Raw genomic sequence first — 18,674 nt, 5'->3', positions numbered from 1 at the left:
GTAATTTGTATAATTAGCATAAAATGAAGTTTTCCGAATTAAAACTAAATGACCGCGTACTTGAAGCACTTGATGCAATGAGATTTGATGAGTGTACACCAGTGCAAGAGCAAACGATACCTGTTATCCTTGATGGTAAGGACTTGATTGCAGTTGCTCAAACAGGTACCGGTAAGACGGCTGCTTTTTTACTCCCGGTATTGAACAAACTTTCTGAGGGTGGACATCCGGAAGATGCCATCAATTGTATTGTTATGTCCCCTACCCGGGAATTAGCGCAGCAGATTGATCAGCAGATGGAAGGTTTTTCTTATTTTATGCCGGTATCCAGTGTGGCTGTGTATGGAGGAAATGATGGAGTGCTATTTGAACAGCAGAAAAAAGGACTTAGCCTTGGAGCTGATGTTGTGATTGCAACTCCGGGACGATTGATAGCTCATCTCAGTTTGGGGTATGTGGATTTGTCTAAAGTATCTTATTTTATTTTGGATGAAGCTGATCGCATGCTTGACATGGGATTCTATGAAGATATTATGCAAATTGTGAAGTATCTGCCTAAAGAGCGACAGACTATTATGTTTTCGGCGACTATGCCTGCCAAAATCCAACAGCTTGCGAAAACGATTTTGAATAATCCGGTAGAAGTGAAGTTAGCTGTATCCAAGCCGGCAGAAAAGATTGTTCAGGCAGCATATGTATGTTATGAAAATCAGAAATTGGGTATTGTTCGTAGCCTTTTTGCGGAGGAAGTTCCAGAACGTGTAATCATTTTCGCATCTTCTAAAATCAAAGTGAAAGAGGTTGCAAAAGCTCTTAAAATGATGAAGTTAAATGTTGGGGAGATGCACTCGGACCTTGAACAGGCCCAAAGAGAGTTTATCATGCATGAATTTAAGTCGGGTAGAATCAATATTTTGGTAGCAACTGATATTGTGTCCAGGGGGATTGATATTGATGATATTCGTCTGGTGATAAACTTTGATGTTCCTCATGATAGTGAAGACTATGTGCATCGTATCGGACGTACCGCCCGTGCCAATAATGACGGTGTAGCAATTACATTTGTAAACGAAAAGGAGCAGACTAATTTTAAGCATATTGAAAATTTCCTGGAAAAAGATATATATAAGATCCCAGTACCATCGGAATTGGGCGAAGCACCGGCGTATAAGCCGCGTAATACTGGGACAGGGAATGGCAATCGGTCACGAAATTTTCGTAAAGGAGGAGGAAAGAGATCAGGTGGAGATCGATCAAAAAGTAGAAAATAGCCCTTTTTTAGGGGTATTCAGTAAATCCTATAAAATTAGCCAACTAATTCATACTTATAGTATTGCGAATTAGTTGGCTTTTTTGTATCTTTAGATATTCCCCCTAAAATAGGGTTTGACGACCAAAACGGGGGAAATCTCCACACAAAGATATGACGAAGATACAAAATATTTCAGAAATTCACCCTACTTTGGGTTTTACAGAATTCGATATTCTGGAAAAATACCGTAAGAGTTTTCATGCGAGTGAACTTGGCAGCCTTTATTCCGTGTTTCCGTTCGAGAGGATAGCCAAAGAGATCGGCCTTTCACAATCCCGCTTGGGTCGCAGGAACTGTTTCAGTCCTTCCTCGAAGATAGCCCTTATGGTACTGAAGGCTTACACGGGCTTCTCTGACCGGCTGCTGGTAGAACATCTTAACGGAAACATACATTATCAGCTGTTTTGCGGTATCATGATAGACCCGTCCTGCCCTATGACCAACTACAAGATAATCAGTGCGATCCGTAATGAGGTTGCATCCCGTCTTGACATCGATTCCCTTCAGAAGATTCTTGCCTCACACTGGAAACCTTATCTTGAGAACCTTCACGTATGTATGACCGATGCTACATGCTATGAAAGTCATATGCGTTTCCCTACGGACATGAAGCTCCTTTGGGAAAGCATCGAATGGCTCTACCGACATATCTGCATGCATTGTGGGAAACTCGGCATAAGACGTCCCCGTAACAAATACACAGATATTGCAGCATCCTATCTATCCTATTGCAAGAAAAGAAAGAGAAAGGCTTCGAGGACAAGGATGCTGAAACGTTGCATGATCAGCCTTCTGGAAAAACTCATCATACAACGGGATGACATTCACAGGGAACACGGATCTTCACTCAGATACACACAGGATTATCAGAAACGGCTTTCCATAATCAGAAAGGTTCTTGTACAGGAAAAGAAACTCTTTGAAGGTCAGAAGGTCAGTGACCGTATTGTCAGTATTGACCGTCATTACGTACACCCTATCGTAAGGGGTAAGGAGACAAAATCTGTCGAGTTCGGTGCAAAGGTTAATAACATACAGATAGACGGGATCTCGTTCATCGAGCACGTCTCTTTCAAGGCATTCAATGAAGGAATACGTCTGAAGGATTGTATCCGTATGCATCAGAAGTTGATGAATGTAAGGGTAAGGTGTGTGGCCGCCGATTCTATATATGCCAATAATGCCAACAGGAAGTTCTGTACAAGATATGGGATATCAACCTCCTTTGTACGCAAGGGAAGAGCAGCAAAGGACGAGGCGGTGAGGAAGGTTCTCAGGAGTGAACTCTCCAGGGAAAGAGCCACCAGGCTTGAAGGCAGTTTCGGTACGCAAAAACAGCATTACTCGCTATCGAAAGTCAAAGCACGGAACAGGAAAACGGAAATCCTGTGGATTTTCTTTGGAATACATACAGCAAACGCCATATTGATGATTGATAAAACCAAAAACAGACAGAAGAAAGCCGCATAGCATGAGTATAAAGAAACTATTAGAAGAAGCTGTCAGGCTTCTTCCAGAACATCATGCCCAAACGGATAAAATTTTAGGTCAGGGAGAGAAAATATATAATAAAAATGGCATATGAGATGATAGTAATAAGTCATCTTCATATGCCAGTGTCTTTTTAAAGACATTTACTGAATGTCCCTTTTTTATTTAGCTGTATAAATTGTTAATTTTCCGTCAAAAGAAACCGATAGGTCTGCAATGTTGCATACGGAACTTTCCGGTATACAAACTGTAGCTTGATAATGAAAACCTTTACGATCGACATTTTTGAAATTCATCTCGGATAAGATGGATTGTTGTAGGAAGTCGGTGGAAATTACATTTTCAAGCATTTGTTTGGTTATATCACTTGAGAATAAACATTTTCTACCTTCATATATGCATATGTGCATGATGTTGTCATAATAGATATTATCCATACTGATGCCCTCTTCAGAGTAGGTTGTTTTTATTACCTTTATTTTAGAAGGGTTGATGTATACATATGCTCTATAACGGATTCCGTTATAAAAAACTACGCTATCTTTTTGGGTGACTTCTGTATAAATCGGAATGATCTCCACTGGCTTTCCAGAAAATGCCAATGAATCGTTTGGATCTTCCGATTTATGAAGTTTTACGATGTTATCTGCCAGAGAATGAAATGAAAAACTGTATTCCGTTTGTTTATCAATTTGATAACGTGCCAATTCATTGCCAAAAGTATATAGGGTATCTTTTATTATTTTGAAGTATACAGGAGTACTTTGCGAATTTGCATAATAAATTGTATCACCTTTGATAAACAGTAAAGGAATGTCACTCTCATCATCGATCCAGATTCCCTGCATCAATTCTTTGGCTTTGACATTTTCTGATTGCTCTAAAGAGTTTTGCTTTTTAGTATTATTGCACGCTATCAACAAAATCGTCAATAACGATGTCGTTATAAACTTAATCATCTATTTAATTTTGTGCAAAATTAAGCAATTATCTTTTCATTTCCCAATACAACGGTATATGAATCCTTGTTCTTCCATTTCTTTTTTATCATAAATGTTACGACCATCCAAAACAATAGGTTGCGTCATTGTTTTTTTAATAACTGGCCATGATGGTAAACGAAATTCTTTCCATTCGGTGACTAACATCAAAACATCGGTATCAAGTACGGCATCATACATGTCGTGTGCATAATATACACTGTCTCCGATTCTTCTTTTACATTCTTCCATAGCTGCCGGATCATATACCCGAATTTTACAACCGGCCTGTCTTAACTTGTCTATGAGGACCAATGCGGGTGCTTCACGCATATCATCAGTTTCGGGTTTGAAAGCGAGTCCCCAAATTGCTATCGTTTTATCCTTTAACTTATTATTGAATAATTTCAAAAGCTTTTCAAATAAAGCACTTTTTTGTATTTCATTGACCTCTTCTACAGCACGTAATACGCGCATGTCATATCCGTTTTGTTCTGCTGTCTTTATCAAGGCCTTGACATCTTTTGGAAAACAAGAGCCTCCATATCCTATTCCCGGATAAAGGAACTTACGTCCGATTCGAGTATCTGAGCCAATACCACTGCGTACCATATTTACATCTGCCCCGACAAGTTCACATAGATTGGCTATGTCATTCATAAAGCTGATACGGGTAGCTAACATTGAATTAGCTGCATATTTAGTCATTTCTGCCGAAGGGATATCCATAAAAATGACACGGAAATTATTTAGCAAGAATGGTTTGTATAGTTTAGACATAATTTTTTTAGCACGTTCAGACTCCACTCCTACTACTACACGATCCGGACTCATAAAATCACTAATGGCATTTCCCTCTTTTAAGAATTCCGGATTGGAAGCAACATCAAATTCTATTGTTACTCCTCTTTGGTCTAATTCTTTCTGGATAACATTACGTACTTTTTGTGCTGTTCCAACGGGTACGGTACTTTTGGTGACCACTAATTTGTATTTGTTCATGTTTTGTCCGATAGTACGTGCTACGGCAAGTACATAACTAAGATCGGCACTTCCATCTTCATCAGGAGGAGTACCAACTGCACTAAAGATAACTTCCACATCATTAAGACAACTTTCTAAAGAAGTTGTAAATTTTAGGCGTCCTGATTTTGTATTACGGAGTACCATCTCTTCCAATCCAGGCTCATAAATAGGAATCACTCCCTCTTCAAGAGCTTTTATTTTTTTTATATTGGTATCAACACATGTTACATCCACACCTATTTCTGCAAAACAAGTCCCTGTAACTAGTCCGACATATCCAGTTCCTACAATTGCTATTTTCATTTTTATGTTTTTGGAGGAGTTATACAAAATATTCAGCTTCTTGAAAGGTCTTAGCCTGCCTGTCTTTTTCAGACATAATAATTTGAAAATCGGCTATTGGCCAATCAATGCTTAATGCATTATCGCAATATAAGATAGATCTTTCTGCTTGTGGATTATATATATTATCAACTTTATATGTGAAGATTACTTCTTCGCTTAATACCAAAAATCCATGGGCAAAACCACGTGGAATGAAAAATTGGCGTTTGTTGTCTTCAGTTAACAATACGCTTACGTATTTTCCAAATGTAGATGATGATTGACGTAAATCTACTGCAACATCTAATACTTCACCTTTAATGACGCGTACCAATTTTGCTTGGCTATATTCACCTGTCTGATAATGTAATCCTCGTAATACACCGAATGACGATTTGGATTCATTATCTTGTATAAAGTCTACTTTTCCGATATGTTTTTCGAATTCTTCTTTTTTAAAAGACTCCATAAAGTATCCTCTACTATCAGAAAATACTTTCGGCTCTATTAGCCATACACCATCAATTTCTGTTTGTATATAATTCATTTTCAGAATTTTTTATGAACCTTAAGTTGCAAGCCTAAATTATCGCCATAAATGTCTCCAATATCAAATGCTGCTGAAGCGGTAAAGCTCCAACCTTTCCATTTATTTGGGATATATTTAAACTCTGCAAAAGTAGAAAAATTTTCTAAGATTTCGGGGATTGGCTTAAAAGGAGTTCCCCATGTACGATTAAATGATAGTTTGGCACGATAAGTCCATTCATTACTAATATCACCACTCCAACCGAGATGAATAGCTTTGATACGGTTATATTGAAAAGCAAGGTTTCCATTGTTATTATAAATAGGTGAAGCAACTAATGGATTACCCATTCCCATTCCCCAATGCACCCATCCTGGATACCAATCGTTATTATAATAATCATCAGCACCTCCTGTTTTTTCTACAATTGAATCATCTAGTCCGTGTAAAGGTCCACTCTGATTTGTAGTCTGATAATACTCTATTACTATATTATTTATTACTAAAGGTCGATTTATCTTAAATTCTATACCCCAAAGCCCATCTAATCCATTTTGTTTTCCCATTCCGGAAAAATCATCATAATAATTTTCTAAATAAGCACTAAGAAAAAAATTATTATGCTTGTAGGTTAGTTTGACATGTTCGCTTCCCATATAATTTCCTTGATACCATACTTGTTCCCCTCCAGGACTATCATCGCCTCCGCTTTGCGGAATGAGTACATTCCAATAATCTTTCCAGCCGTTGCCTAAATCTCCCTCATCTCTTCCTCTTACTTTATATCCTCCGAATTGAGCATCCAAGCTCATACCTATATCAAATAACCATTTTCCTTCAGGTTTTCCAAAACGTAAAAAGAAACTCTTATGATGATATTTGATTTTTCGTGTATATGAATGTTCATCTCCAACATGTTTTTCTTGGTATTTCGTATCAGTAAACCAACCATATGATAGTTCTGCTTTTAGTTGAACTTTGGGAGCAATACGCACATAATCAAATATTCCTATTGCTATTTGTGGAATAGGCCTTGCATTTCCCGACCATGTCAATCCGCCACTACTTAGCTGTTGATTTAATAAAGAAGAGTCTATTTCTTTATTTCCAGCCCATAAACCAAACCATTTATATCGGATATCGGCATATGCCTGTTGAATAATAAATGTAGAAGTAAAACCTGCAGCCACTGCGAAATCAGCTCCCGCTTTTAATTGCCATGAATGGAAGTTTTTATTATAAAATGCAGCTCCCCTGATATATGTATTGTTTTTAATTGATGATAGCCCGTGTTGATTACTATTTTGCCACATTGGAGTATGTTTCCCCGTATGTATAGTTGTACCATACTCAGCAAATGTACTAACATTTTGAGTATGGATATCTTCAATTATGAGTATAAAAAATACAGGAAATATTATATATAGTTTAGGCAAAATATGCATTTGTCATTTTTTTATCATTACTCCAATAGTACGAAACATTATTTTCATGTCTAAAGCTACTGACCAATGTTGAATATACCATAAATCATAGTCGATACGCATTTTTACTCTTTTTATATCTCTTTCTCCACGTAGACCGTTTACTTGAGCCCATCCCGTAATACCCGGTTTTACTGCATACCGTAAGGAGTATTCTTCGATCTTACTCATATACTCCTCATCATGTACTAACATGTGTGGTCTTGGTCCTATAATTGACATGTCTCCTATTAATACATTCCAAAATTGAGGAAGTTCATCTAAACTGGTAGAACGAAGGAAATTGCCTAATGAATATTTATTTAGTTGTGGATCTATAAATTCGTCAGAATGATTTTTAGCATCCATTGTTCTGAATTTGTAACATGTAAAAATAACTCCATCCTTACCTGTTCTCTTTTGTTTAAAGAAAATAGGACCAGGCATAAATATTTTTATGCAACATGCTATAATTAGATAAGCCCATGGGAAAATTAATATTAGGACTATCAAAGCAGTTATAATATCAAATGTACGTTTTATCATTCTGCAACTACTCCGTGTTAACGGTGCCTTATTTAATAGAGTTTCTGTTTCCATTTGTAGATATAACGTATTCATATCTGTTATATTGTTTTTTGTGATAAAGAATCATAAATATCTTTAGTTTGTTGAGCTATGTGATCCCAGTTATATGAGGTCATGTTATATTTATGGGGAGTTAAAGGAGATTGTAGTTTTATGTCTAAACAATTTTTCAAATCCTGAATATCCCCACATTTGAAATAACAAGAATCATTCAATCCCACTTCCTTATTAGCAGGGATATCACTTACTAAAACATCGCAACAACAGTTCATTGCTTCAAGTAATGAAATAGGTAATCCTTCATGGTAAGATGGTAATACGAATAAACGGGCAAAACTATATAATTGGGATAATTTGTCTTTCTGTATAAATCCGGTTAATATTACCCCCTGCTTTTGTGCGATATCTTTTAATGTTGACGAATATTGATCTTCATGGTCGGCATCACCAGCAATAATAAGTTTGATATTTTTATTATATAGTTTTTTATATGCTTCTAATAGTAAATCAAACCCTTTTTCTTTGACAAATCGACCTACTGCTAAAATATATGAATATTTTTCTACTCCTAATTCTTTGAGATAGTTATTATCTGTTTGTGAGCATGTTAAGTTTACCCCATTATAAATGAGAGAAATCTTTTTTTGAGTAGGGCACTTTCGTTGAACTATGTTACGGATATGTTGGGAGATTACGATTACATGATTGGCATATTTGACACCCAGTTTCTCTCCTATTTTTAAGACACTTTTTGATAGTTTTCCCCATTTTTGTCGATCATAGTCCGGACCGTGATGAGTCATTACAGCTTTCATTCCTAATATACGTACAATAGGTATCATGAGAGATGGTCCTATTGCATGTATATGAACAATATCTGCATGGATTTTACGGGCATATAAGACAGCGATAAATGTATGAGTAATAGCTTCAAAATGTTTTCCAGGAAGAGTTTTAATATCTTTAATCGTTACTCCTTTGTATTTACTAACTCCATATTCAACAGATTTATATTCTGGCCGACGAATAACAATCACTTCATGCTTTTCGTCAGCTATACGTGGAAATAGCTCTTCACAATGTGTTTCTACCCCCCCCTGAATACCTGGAATCCCTCGTGTTCCTGTAACTATGATTTTCATTTTTTGTCGTTCAATTCTATTTGGATGGGTTTTCCTGTTAATATATTCCATTTATTGCGAACCACCCATTTTAGTGGTTGACTAATATATTTTTTCATAACCGGAGAAACTGTACCCACCATCCAGCAATGTTTAGGGCAATTTCTGACTTTTTGGCGGATTTTTTCCGCTTGCTCACTATGCCAGATTTCATAAAAAGACCCTGATTGTCTTATATTACCCATACTTTCTTTCCAGAATTTATCTTCTAATCCATTACATGGATAAATTTCTCCATATGGGTCAACAAAGAAATTGACTAATCCGGCTTCGCATGGAAGAAGTCTCTGGTTATCATGTATGTAATTAATTAAACCCATGTTGAAATATGCTCTAAACCATGATTTTGGATGTTTTTCTTTTAATTGCCATTCTATTAATGTTTTAAAATCATTACAAACTTCTTCTTGATTGGTTATATAGTTATCTTCTTTATGGAAATAATAAGAATTGTGGAATGCTGCTGTTGCAAATTCCATCCCCAGTGATTTGGAAAGTTGATAAAGTGATAACATGTCAGCTGAATTGTGATTAGAAACAGTAATTCCAAATCCAATATCTTTAATTCCCATATCCTTTAATCGAAGTAAGGTTCGCAATCCTTTGTCAAAACCACCGTTTCTTCCACGGAGTTCATCATTTTTTAGTGAAAGCCCCTCAATACTTATACGTATTCCGATATTAGGAAATCGTTTGGTCATTTTGATGATACGATCTTCAAACCATCCAGAGGTTGAAATGACTACTCGTGGAGATTTCTGAAAACATATTTCTATAATTTCTTCTAAATCCTCCCTCACAAAAGGTTCTCCACCTGTAATATTTATGAACTTAACAGAGGGAAGTTTTTTAATCTCTGCTAAAGTTATTTCTTTTTCTTTCTGAGTTGGATTCTTCCATATATTACACATTTGGCATTGCATCGGACAACGATAAGTAACGATGATGCACATGTCGGTAGGATTGGGTATTGTAGTAGCCATTTTCTTTATTAAATTATTTCATAAACATAAGTTATTCTATGTTTTCTGTTTTTGCAAAATTAGCCATTCTTTATAATATGAAGAAGAAAAGCTTTCTTTATTTTATTAAACGTGAATAACCCATAAAAATTATCTATGTTCTTATATTTTCAGATAAAAATATATCTGATTGGATTTTGTATATAAAAATAAAATAAGTATAGCTTAGTTCTGAGTATAACGAAAAAACCGCATAGGTGCTTTATAAATATATTATTGGTAATTATTGACGTTTCATTTTAAATTCTCGTATTTTTAACCACAGGTCAACTTGATTGGCTGTTATACTTAACTTGTATTCGCCTGGTTCTAAATGTATACTTCCCATATTTTGCCATTCAAAGTTATCATGTCCAAAAGTTGCTTTATTGTTTCCTGTCAATGTTTGTTTTCAAAACAGAAAATTATTGTTCCCGGATAATATTCTCAAAAATAATCCTCCAAATAATACTGAACATAACTAAAACAGGGAACTAAGTCTTATTGGTATTATTTTATATTAGAAATGGTCGATGGATGATTTATAGGATATTAGTGAATTAAATATGTTATTTTTTCTTTAAATCATCAAAAAGCTTTTCCCATTTTTTCATAACCTTAATAGGAGAGTATTGCATAGCAGCTATGTAAGCTTTATGTCCCATTTTCTTTCGCATCTCTTCTTTTTCTATTAATATGCATACTTTATCAGCCAGTGTATAAATATCATTTATTGGTATTAAAAAACCGTTTTCATTATCTGTTAGAATCTCAGAGGGGCCATATGGACAATTAAAACTCACGCAGGGCAATCCACATGCCATGGCTTCAATGAGTACAATTCCAAAGCCTTCATAATGCGAACTCATTAGATATATAGATGATTCAGTGTATTTATCTTCAATATTCCGTATGGGAGCGTTGATGGAAATATTACTAAGAGAATATTCGGAAATGATTGAATATAGTTTGCTCTTTTCTTGACCATCTCCATAAATTTCCAATTCCCAATCGGGGTGTCGTTCTGTTACCAACTTCCATGCTTTTATAAGGAGATCATATCCTTTTTCTGGTGATAAACGTCCTACACTAATTGCTTTTTTATTTTCGCAAGTTGAGATTTGCTGAGGAATAAATGGTAATGCGTTAGGAATAACATATAATTTTTTTATATCTTTCCAGTTTTTAGCATCTTGCTGTGTTAAGACAATAAATGCATCATATTTATTTATAAATTTGCATTTACGCCATTCTCTTAAAAGAGCAAACCATCTTTTCCAAAAGATAGCAGAAGCAAATTCTATCTTTCGATGATATCTTGAAAAATGGTATTCTAAAATTTTTTTACTTCCATCATTTATTTTGTATAGAAAAGAAGAATCGTGTCCAAACATCCCAATTGTAAAATCAGGTTTTAATGCAAATAATAGTTTTGCAAGTTGTTGTTTGTGTTTATGCCCTTTTTTAATTCTATAAATAATTTTGAGGGGAGATAAAGAATTATCAACTTCCCTATAATTTATAGATAAATTATGAAATGAAATATTATCCGAAAAAATGTAGGAATTTTGTTTACAGGAAGGCTTTTCTGTCGTTACGATATGGACTTCATTCCCTTTGCCTGCAAAATAATTAGCTTGCAGAGAAAGGGCACGTTCTGTTCCACCAGAAGAAGAACAGTCAAAAATGCAATATACAATTTTCATAATATTTTCAGTTCTTTATCTACACTTGTCTTTCCAAAGTTTCCATTTGATGAATCGAAATATATTCGTTGGAGAAAAACGAAGGATTTTATGCATCTTTATATAATCATCGTATACGTAAGGGCATAATTTTTTGAAGTATGCTGGTTTCTCTTCATTTAAAATAGTCATTCCTTTTAAATTACCACTTATTCCTGTTACATCTAGATTGGTAATGTAATATGGTAATATTTGGAAAGTTTTATAATGGACAACCAATGCTTTCATTACAAAACAAATATCAGCTGATACTTTTAACTTTTCTTCATAGCCTTGCAATTCTTTCAAAACACTGACTTTTATAAATGTAGCTTGATGACAAACACAAGTACTGTGATAAAATAAGGTGTATAAAGTGATCTTTTCCTTGGGTAAATAGGATGCTAACTTTTTTCCATTTTTAATTCTTGTCCAACCAGAAAATAGGAAATCTGCATTTAAATTATTTTTGCTTATATCATTAAGTGCGGTTGGGTACGAAAAAGAATCTCCGGAGTTCATAAATATTGCATATTCGCCTTTAGCTTTGTCAATGCCTTTATTCATTGCATTATAAATGCCAGTATCCGGTTCGGAAATATAATAATGAATTTGCGATTCATATTTCTTTATTACCTCCAGGCTATTGTCTGAAGATGCTCCGTCGATAATGATAAACTCATAGAGGTTTCTGTCTTGAGATAATACGCTTTGAATGGTATCTTCTAGACCTTTTGCATTGTTACGGTTAATTGTTATGATACTAAAAAACATTATGGTATTATATTTGTTTTATAAATAAGAGTATAAGTTATGTATTTATTATGATATCTCTTCTTCGTATTGATTCATATAAATCAGTGGAAATATAAGCATATTCATTTTATATAGCAAATCAGAAGTCAATGAATTGCTAAATATTAATAACAAATATAGTACCATGACCATATTGATGGTGCTTTTATTTCGGTATTGAACATAATACCCGACAAAATAGAAATAAAATATGATAAAGAGTAAAGTGCCAACTATCCCATAACGTATTATTAAAATAGACCAAGAAATATCCGGAGTATTTACTTGCTCAATCCCTCCTTCCTTACTATCTAATCCTATTATAAAATCAAAATGGTTTTCAGTATAAGAAGAACCTTCTGTCATAAAGCCTAAACCAAACCATTTACTGACTGTGTTTTCAAGAACAGTAGTATACCTTTCGTAAAAGTGTCCAACTCGGAATAAAAATGTCGCTTCGGAGGAGGCTTGAATATCCTCAAATTCTTGAAAATCGCCTGCTGCAACTTTATTAATATCTTCCATTGTCCGTACGCTTATATAGGCACTTGCCACAATCAAAAGTAGAAAAAAGCAGCTACATGTTATTGCTATTTTTTTTGCAGAGTTGAAAACTTTCTTTTTCCATAAAATACCTAAAATAAGTAATACTACAAAGGTCATGTCTAAAGAACGGTGCATTGGAAAGAAAATTGTTATAACTACTATTAGCATTGTGATGTGCTTCCAGAAGCCTTTGAACGGATTATAGAAGATTGCATAGAATACAAAAAAATAATGCATGAGAGAAATATTATAAAAGCGGTATAAAGAACCAACTTTAGCATAAACCTCTTTCCCGTTTAGAATACCAATGCCTGTAAACATCTGTATGGTAAATAGAAAAGATTCGAAAATAACAATGATAAATAAAACTTTCAAGATAATATCTAATTCTTGCCTATTTACCTTACGGAATACGAAATAAGATAATAGTAGTATATGTTGCCGTCCTGTGCGTATGATTTCTCCCCAACCGATAGAATAATAGTAATGGCTCAATAGCATTTCGAAGCATATAAATCCTAAAAAAAGGCTGATGGCCAAAATCGTTTTATTTTTGGGAATGTAATTATCATATTGGAAGAGCCCATATATAAACAGTACACATATATAAATGATAGCAAGGTCTAATGTTTTCAATCCAACCCATTCTTCTGGAATTAATTGAAAGCTATCGAATAGAAAAAAGAAAAATATAATGGATGATATTATCTTTTTATCCGATATATACAATACAATAGCAATAATTAGAAGCAATATAAAAAGAGCTAATAACATGATTATAATCGATTATAAAGTGAGACGGCGATTTTATTATTTAAGAAATAACGACTTATATCTTCTTTTGTAATTATTTGAAAGCGCTTGTATAATATGAGAGTAATCAGTAAAACTGAGGTTATGGTAACAGAGAGAGCCAGCCAGCTGTTGTTTATATATTGTATTAAATAAAATAAAACAACATAACTAACGATGATGATTACTAATTTAAATATATTATTTCTATTAATTCTATATCTAATTTGAAGGAAAGTCTTTTGATAATATACTCCCAAAAGATAACTGGCAAAATAAGACAATGCATTGCTTAGTATAATACTATAAAATCCAGTGAAACGGTATAAAGCATAGAATGCAATAACGTTAACTATTACTGATGAGAACTGAATTACAATTGTTTTTTCGGGGTGATTCTTACCCATTAAATAATAGTAGATCGGTAGTGTAAGTGGTGAAAACAGTAAATAGGGAATAACGATTCCATTAATGAATAATGAATAATTATCAATGTCGTAGCGGAGCCACAAGTTTACGATATTGTGGCAGGATAAAAATAGAATGCAGCAGAATGGTAATACTAACCAAAATATTTTTATTGTCATATCTTTTATTAAGTTGGCAATAAGTTTAGTTTCTGTTAATTGTGATATATATGGGAAAAGCGGTTGCATCAATTTATTAAACAACCCGGACACCTGACCTCTAATCTTTAGTGCTATTTCGAAATAAGCTACTGCGTTTACTCCAAAATAGTTTGATATTAGTATTTTAAATAATGGCTCATTAAAGAAAGCAACAACCCCTGATGCATATATTTTTGCCCCATATTTTATTTGTTTTTGCGCATTGCTTCGTAGATTATTTCTGCATTTTTGTATTTGTATTCCTTTCCAATATCGAAAAAAACAATAGATATTGGTTGCCATCCATAGGCTTGCAGCGAATAAGATAACTAATCCTATAGTCTCCAATTGATAGCCCATAGAAACAACAATTATAATTCCTCCCCAATATACACAACTATAAATTAATTGAATCATATTACTCAAATAAATTCGTTGCATGCCATTGAATACGGCGATAAAAGTTTGCCCTATTAGTAATATTGCATTAGCAGGCAATAACATACAGAATAGAGCTTCGGCTTGTTGGTAATAAATATCAGGAATATCCAATAAACTACCAAGGAAAAAAGAACGTAATAAGTACGCGATAATACTGACTGGAACGATAATTGAACTCGAAAGTATTAATGATACTAATATATCCTTGTCCGATTCTGTACTTTTTCCTTGCTCGGCTATAAATTTTGTTAATGATACATCTAATCCTAAATTGGTAAATAAATTTAAATTTCCAATAACGGAAACTAAGGCAAATACACCATATAAATCAGTTCCTAATTTATGGATAAAAACAGGAATACTGAAGAATGTTAATAAAGCGGTTATTACTAGCTGACATACCCCACTTATAGAATTATTGATTAGAACTTTTTTTTTAGTCATTTAGGCTTTCATTTCTATGGTTATGTTCTTTTATAAGAATATAACCTATACTCATTGTGCAAGTTAGGAAAATGATCATAATAAATATAACCAATAATCTTGGAGAAACCGGTTTAGATAAACAGTATGCGGCATCAACTATTTGAGAATTCGGGGTGTTTGAAGATAATGTTAAGCAGCTTTCTTCTCTCTGCTGCAACAGATATATATATAATTCTTGTTTTAAATACATTTGCCGCTGTATATTTGTGAATTCGCGTTCTTGAGTTGGGGCGTCTTTTAAACGCATTTCGTAAAATTCGTCTTGTTCCATTAATTTGTCGCGAGTTACTTTAAGTCCATTTTTTATTCCTTTTACAGTGTTCAATAAGTTAAGGCGCATTGCATTTAGTTGCTCATTACCTATTTCTATTGCTGGATTATTGATATTAGTACTTTTTAATAATTTCATACGTTCCAATAGTGCATCGTTGTATTGCTGTAATCCTTCTATCGCTTTAGGGTCATTGAGTCCTATATTTAATGGTATTAACGAATATTGATTCTTGGGATCCATAATAAAATTCTCCATGTATTCTATGACAACATATTGAGTTTCTATTTCAAGTTGCTGCTTTTTTAGAAGACCGTTATTTGTATAGATGGCTTTAAGTTCAGCTCCTATGTCGGCAAGTTTGTGTTGCTTTTTATACAATTCTATATCAATTTCCAAATTAGAAAGTTCTTTTTGTACTATATTTAATCTCTCGTCCAAAAAAGTTAACTTATCACTTGCCTCTTTGTGTCTTTGTTCCAATCCTCGGCTATTATATGCTTTTATTAAAGAATTGAGAATATCTTTTCCTTTTTCGAAATTATATTCGGTAGTAGAAAGGTTGATTAAGTTTGCCTTTTTGGATATCAAATCTACTTCTACTTTCTTTTGCAGCAATTCAGCTGCCAAATCATAACCTTTGTATTCGACTTTTATATTATAATTTTTTTCTGGGTTATAGTATGAGGTTGGTGATATTGTAAAATTGCCATAGAGAGTAGATATTTCCCCACAGGGAGAGGTAAAGGTTGTTTCACCTATTAACTTTTTAAGTATTCCCGACTTATATACTTTAATATTGCATTTGTTTGAGGATATTTTTACCTTAAAATATAAAATACTTTTTAATGTATCTGCAATATTTGCTATTGGCTTAATTTCTACTGGCTCATTATTGTAGCAATATATATTTTTAGGAAATTTCTTAATAGTGTAAGTCGTATTCAAATTTAGTTGCTTTACGGCTTCTCTATAAGTTGTAAAAGTATTTAATAATAATAGTTCATCATTTACTTTCACACTTCCCAAATTGCCGAAAGGAAAACTTTTCAGCATCATAGTAGATATAGCAGATTTGTTCCCTCCTTCTTCTTTAATTATAATATTTGCCATAAATTTAAGAACAGGTCTTGACATCTTAAAATATATTCCTCCTATTCCTACACTAATGATTCCGGAAATGATAAATATGTACCAATAACGTAGTCCCATTTTTAGGATAGAATTTATGTTTAAGGGAACATTATTGTTTGAAATTTTTTTATTCATGACAGTGTTATTTATTTAACAAGTAAGGCTATGGCTAATGATACAAATACAGATATTCCACCTATAATAGTGGAAACTACAGAAACGTTAAACTGATCGCTTTGACTATATTTAGCATTTCCTCTTCGAGCTTTATTAGGCTCTACGTAGACTATATCGTTTTGTTGCAAATAAAAATAAGGGGATTCCAATAAATCAGTTGCAGTTAAATCAAAGCGATGAAACTCTTTTTTGCCGTTGTTGTCACGGATCAGTAATATATTTTTTCGCTCTCCATAAATAGTCAAATCACCTGCCATACCAATGGCATCAAGTATGCTTATCCGCTCATTATTCACTTGTCTGGTGCCAGGAGAGTTTACTTCACCTAATACCGATATTTTAAAATTGAGAATTTGGACAGTAACTAATGGCGACTTTGCATAAGCTGAAATTTTAGTTTGCAAATAATTGGCTAATTCGCTTCTACTCATACCCGTTACTTGTATTCTCCCTAATATTGGAAAATTAATATCTCCTTTACTGTCAACTAAATAAGTCTGAACTGTCGGAGTTGTTACTACATCTTTCTCTCCTGCCGCAAGGTAACTCGTTAATGGTAAATTGAACGCTGCTACCGCATTAGGGTCAACACTAGATACAAATATGGACAGTTGGTCATCTTTGCATATCTTTGCTTCATAATCTATGTTTTTTTCTTGTAACAGCTCTGGTGAATAGCTGTTAATATCTTGAAAATATGTAATCTGATTGGTTGTCTTACAGGAACTAAGTAAGGCTATCCCGATGGCAGCACTAATGATCTTTACTTTCATTTGATTGTTTATAAATTTTATTCGTATTTATTGAAAACTTTAATTTAATCCTTATTATTAACGGTAAAACAGAATGCTTTATTATGTTGGGCTGATCAAATAGCTAAAATATATCTTGTAAATTCATGCTTCTAGTATATATGATGAAATATTTAAAAAGATATAAGTATATTTAGGTCTTAAGTGTATTTATGAATATAGTGAGAATTTACCTGTTATTTTTTTGCTAATTTATATTTATTATGTTTGATAAGTTTTGAGCCATTCTGTCTAATGTGAAATTATTGTTGAAATATGAAATGCAGTTTAGGGACATTGTTCGATAAATGTTTGGGTTACTATATAACAATGATAATTTTTCTAAAAGCTCCTTTTTATCATTACCGATAATGAATCCATTGTAGTTATTTATTATATAGTCGGCGATGCTATCGGTACGAGTAATAATTATGGGTTTTCCTAACTGCATGGCTTGTAAGACAACTAATTGACCTGAAGATATATCAGGCTTTTCCAATGGAATGCAGACGCAATAGCTTCGTTTTAGTATGTTGAGCATTTGGTTTCCGTAACAATTGTGTATTATTTCAGTATGTTCATTTCCTTGAATATTATCTTCACAGGCTATTTTTAAGGTATATGCAGTATCTGATAAGGCCGTTGTTAAGAAAATGTAATTTCTATTGCTTCTTCCTGTAGAGAAAATGAAAGATGAGGAGTTGTCATTGTTTGGCTCATCTGCGATCTTCATAACATCAATACCCAAAGGAATAAATCGGACTATATCTTTGGGTAAACCAAATAAATCGGTGTAATACTTAACTTCGTTTTGGGAGTGACATATTATATTTTTGATATGTTTATTTGTGATAGAGTAATGTATGTATTTGTGGTAAATGTTGCCTAATATTCCCTCTTTTCTTTTGTATATAAAGGTCATTATAATGATTTTATTTTTTCTTTTAAGATGAAGTAATCTTAGCCAAAAAGCCATATTTATAGCATAAAATTGTTGCCATCCTACAATATAAT

The 18,674-nt window shown here is 33.5% G+C and carries 16 protein-coding genes; 2 read left to right on the top strand and 14 right to left on the bottom strand.

What is annotated here, in order from left to right; translation table 11 throughout:
• Positions 1-23: 23 nt before the first annotated feature.
• Both RB604_RS15575 and RB604_RS15570 read left to right on the top strand, forming a co-directional pair.
• Complete coding sequence (locus RB604_RS15575) at positions 24-1,271, top strand: DEAD/DEAH box helicase (RefSeq protein ID WP_007481045.1); 1,248 nt, start codon at positions 24-26, stop codon at positions 1,269-1,271.
• 152 nt (positions 1,272-1,423) lie between these two features.
• Positions 1,424-2,782 (top strand): transposase, encoded by a 1,359-nt coding sequence (locus RB604_RS15570; protein ID WP_055294452.1) that lies wholly within the window; start codon positions 1,424-1,426, stop codon positions 2,780-2,782.
• A gap of 182 nt (positions 2,783-2,964) precedes the next feature.
• On the opposite strand, the gene RB604_RS15565 is transcribed toward RB604_RS15570, so the two are convergent.
• From RB604_RS15565 to RB604_RS15500, 14 genes are all read right to left on the bottom strand, one after another.
• Positions 2,965-3,762, bottom strand: a complete 798-nt coding sequence (locus RB604_RS15565; protein ID WP_005931798.1) for a DUF4738 domain-containing protein — start codon at positions 3,760-3,762, stop codon at positions 2,965-2,967.
• A gap of 36 nt (positions 3,763-3,798) precedes the next feature.
• On the bottom strand, positions 3,799-5,112 hold the full coding sequence (locus tag RB604_RS15560) for a UDP-glucose dehydrogenase family protein (RefSeq protein ID WP_005931801.1): 1,314 nt from the start codon (positions 5,110-5,112) through the stop codon (positions 3,799-3,801).
• Positions 5,113-5,131: 19 nt separating this feature from the next.
• Positions 5,132-5,680 (bottom strand): dTDP-4-dehydrorhamnose 3,5-epimerase, encoded by a 549-nt coding sequence (rfbC, locus tag RB604_RS15555; protein ID WP_055294454.1) that lies wholly within the window; start codon positions 5,678-5,680, stop codon positions 5,132-5,134.
• Positions 5,681-5,682: 2 nt separating this feature from the next.
• Positions 5,683-7,107 (bottom strand): capsule assembly Wzi family protein, encoded by a 1,425-nt coding sequence (locus tag RB604_RS15550; protein WP_021935971.1) that lies wholly within the window; start codon positions 7,105-7,107, stop codon positions 5,683-5,685.
• Between the two features lie 3 nt (positions 7,108-7,110).
• Positions 7,111-7,746, bottom strand: a complete 636-nt coding sequence (locus RB604_RS15545; protein WP_021935972.1) for a sugar transferase — start codon at positions 7,744-7,746, stop codon at positions 7,111-7,113.
• Between the two features lie 5 nt (positions 7,747-7,751).
• Positions 7,752-8,855, bottom strand: coding sequence for a glycosyltransferase family 4 protein (locus tag RB604_RS15540; protein WP_021935973.1), 1,104 nt, complete (start codon positions 8,853-8,855; stop codon positions 7,752-7,754).
• Entirely contained in the window at positions 8,852-9,877 is a 1,026-nt protein-coding gene (locus RB604_RS15535) for a radical SAM protein (RefSeq protein WP_021935974.1), read from the bottom strand. The genes RB604_RS15540 and RB604_RS15535 overlap by 4 nt, the downstream gene beginning before the upstream one ends.
• Positions 9,878-10,464: 587 nt before the next feature.
• Entirely contained in the window at positions 10,465-11,601 is a 1,137-nt protein-coding gene (locus RB604_RS15530) for a glycosyltransferase family 4 protein (protein WP_055294456.1), read from the bottom strand.
• A 15-nt stretch (positions 11,602-11,616) separates the two neighbouring features.
• Positions 11,617-12,393: a glycosyltransferase family 2 protein gene (locus RB604_RS15525; RefSeq protein WP_055294458.1), complete on the bottom strand. Its 777-nt coding sequence runs from the start codon at positions 12,391-12,393 to the stop codon at positions 11,617-11,619.
• Positions 12,394-12,441: 48 nt separating this feature from the next.
• Positions 12,442-13,734, bottom strand: coding sequence for a hypothetical protein (locus RB604_RS15520; protein ID WP_055294460.1), 1,293 nt, complete (start codon positions 13,732-13,734; stop codon positions 12,442-12,444).
• A 2-nt stretch (positions 13,735-13,736) separates the two neighbouring features.
• On the bottom strand, positions 13,737-15,245 hold the full coding sequence (locus RB604_RS15515; protein WP_055294462.1) for an oligosaccharide flippase family protein: 1,509 nt from the start codon (positions 15,243-15,245) through the stop codon (positions 13,737-13,739).
• Positions 15,238-16,827, bottom strand: a complete 1,590-nt coding sequence (locus RB604_RS15510; protein WP_055294464.1) for a GumC family protein — start codon at positions 16,825-16,827, stop codon at positions 15,238-15,240. The genes RB604_RS15515 and RB604_RS15510 overlap by 8 nt, the downstream gene beginning before the upstream one ends.
• 11 nt (positions 16,828-16,838) lie before the next feature.
• On the bottom strand, positions 16,839-17,642 hold the full coding sequence (locus RB604_RS15505; protein ID WP_021936701.1) for a polysaccharide biosynthesis/export family protein: 804 nt from the start codon (positions 17,640-17,642) through the stop codon (positions 16,839-16,841).
• Between the two features lie 226 nt (positions 17,643-17,868).
• Complete coding sequence (locus tag RB604_RS15500; RefSeq protein ID WP_165353979.1) at positions 17,869-18,636, bottom strand: glycosyltransferase; 768 nt, start codon at positions 18,634-18,636, stop codon at positions 17,869-17,871.
• Positions 18,637-18,674: the final 38 nt, after the last annotated feature.

The organism is Bacteroides salyersiae, from assembly GCF_031172035.1.
In the GTDB taxonomy this organism is placed as follows: Bacteria; Bacteroidota; Bacteroidia; order Bacteroidales; family Bacteroidaceae; genus Bacteroides; species Bacteroides salyersiae.
Note: the sequence above shows the minus strand (reverse complement) of the source record. Positions and strands in the feature narration are given on the sequence as shown.

Coding starts and splice junctions, on each gene's coding strand:
- RB604_RS15505 (WP_021936701.1), bottom strand. CDS start 17,642: ATGAAAGTAAAGATCATTAGTGCTGCCATCGGGATAGCCTTACTTAGT.
- RB604_RS15545 (WP_021935972.1), bottom strand. CDS start 7,746: ATGAATACGTTATATCTACAAATGGAAACAGAAACTCTATTAAATAAG.
- RB604_RS15550 (WP_021935971.1), bottom strand. CDS start 7,107: ATGCATATTTTGCCTAAACTATATATAATATTTCCTGTATTTTTTATA.
- RB604_RS15535 (WP_021935974.1), bottom strand. CDS start 9,877: ATGGCTACTACAATACCCAATCCTACCGACATGTGCATCATCGTTACT.
- RB604_RS15575 (WP_007481045.1), top strand. CDS start 24: ATGAAGTTTTCCGAATTAAAACTAAATGACCGCGTACTTGAAGCACTT.
- RB604_RS15500 (WP_165353979.1), bottom strand. CDS start 18,636: ATGGCTTTTTGGCTAAGATTACTTCATCTTAAAAGAAAAAATAAAATC.
- RB604_RS15530 (WP_055294456.1), bottom strand. CDS start 11,601: ATGAAAATTGTATATTGCATTTTTGACTGTTCTTCTTCTGGTGGAACA.
- RB604_RS15510 (WP_055294464.1), bottom strand. CDS start 16,827: ATGAATAAAAAAATTTCAAACAATAATGTTCCCTTAAACATAAATTCT.
- RB604_RS15520 (WP_055294460.1), bottom strand. CDS start 13,734: ATGTTATTAGCTCTTTTTATATTGCTTCTAATTATTGCTATTGTATTG.
- RB604_RS15540 (WP_021935973.1), bottom strand. CDS start 8,855: ATGAAAATCATAGTTACAGGAACACGAGGGATTCCAGGTATTCAGGGG.
- RB604_RS15515 (WP_055294462.1), bottom strand. CDS start 15,245: ATGACTAAAAAAAAAGTTCTAATCAATAATTCTATAAGTGGGGTATGT.
- RB604_RS15525 (WP_055294458.1), bottom strand. CDS start 12,393: ATGTTTTTTAGTATCATAACAATTAACCGTAACAATGCAAAAGGTCTA.
- RB604_RS15565 (WP_005931798.1), bottom strand. CDS start 3,762: ATGATTAAGTTTATAACGACATCGTTATTGACGATTTTGTTGATAGCG.
- RB604_RS15570 (WP_055294452.1), top strand. CDS start 1,424: ATGACGAAGATACAAAATATTTCAGAAATTCACCCTACTTTGGGTTTT.
- rfbC (WP_055294454.1), bottom strand. CDS start 5,680: ATGAATTATATACAAACAGAAATTGATGGTGTATGGCTAATAGAGCCG.
- RB604_RS15560 (WP_005931801.1), bottom strand. CDS start 5,112: ATGAAAATAGCAATTGTAGGAACTGGATATGTCGGACTAGTTACAGGG.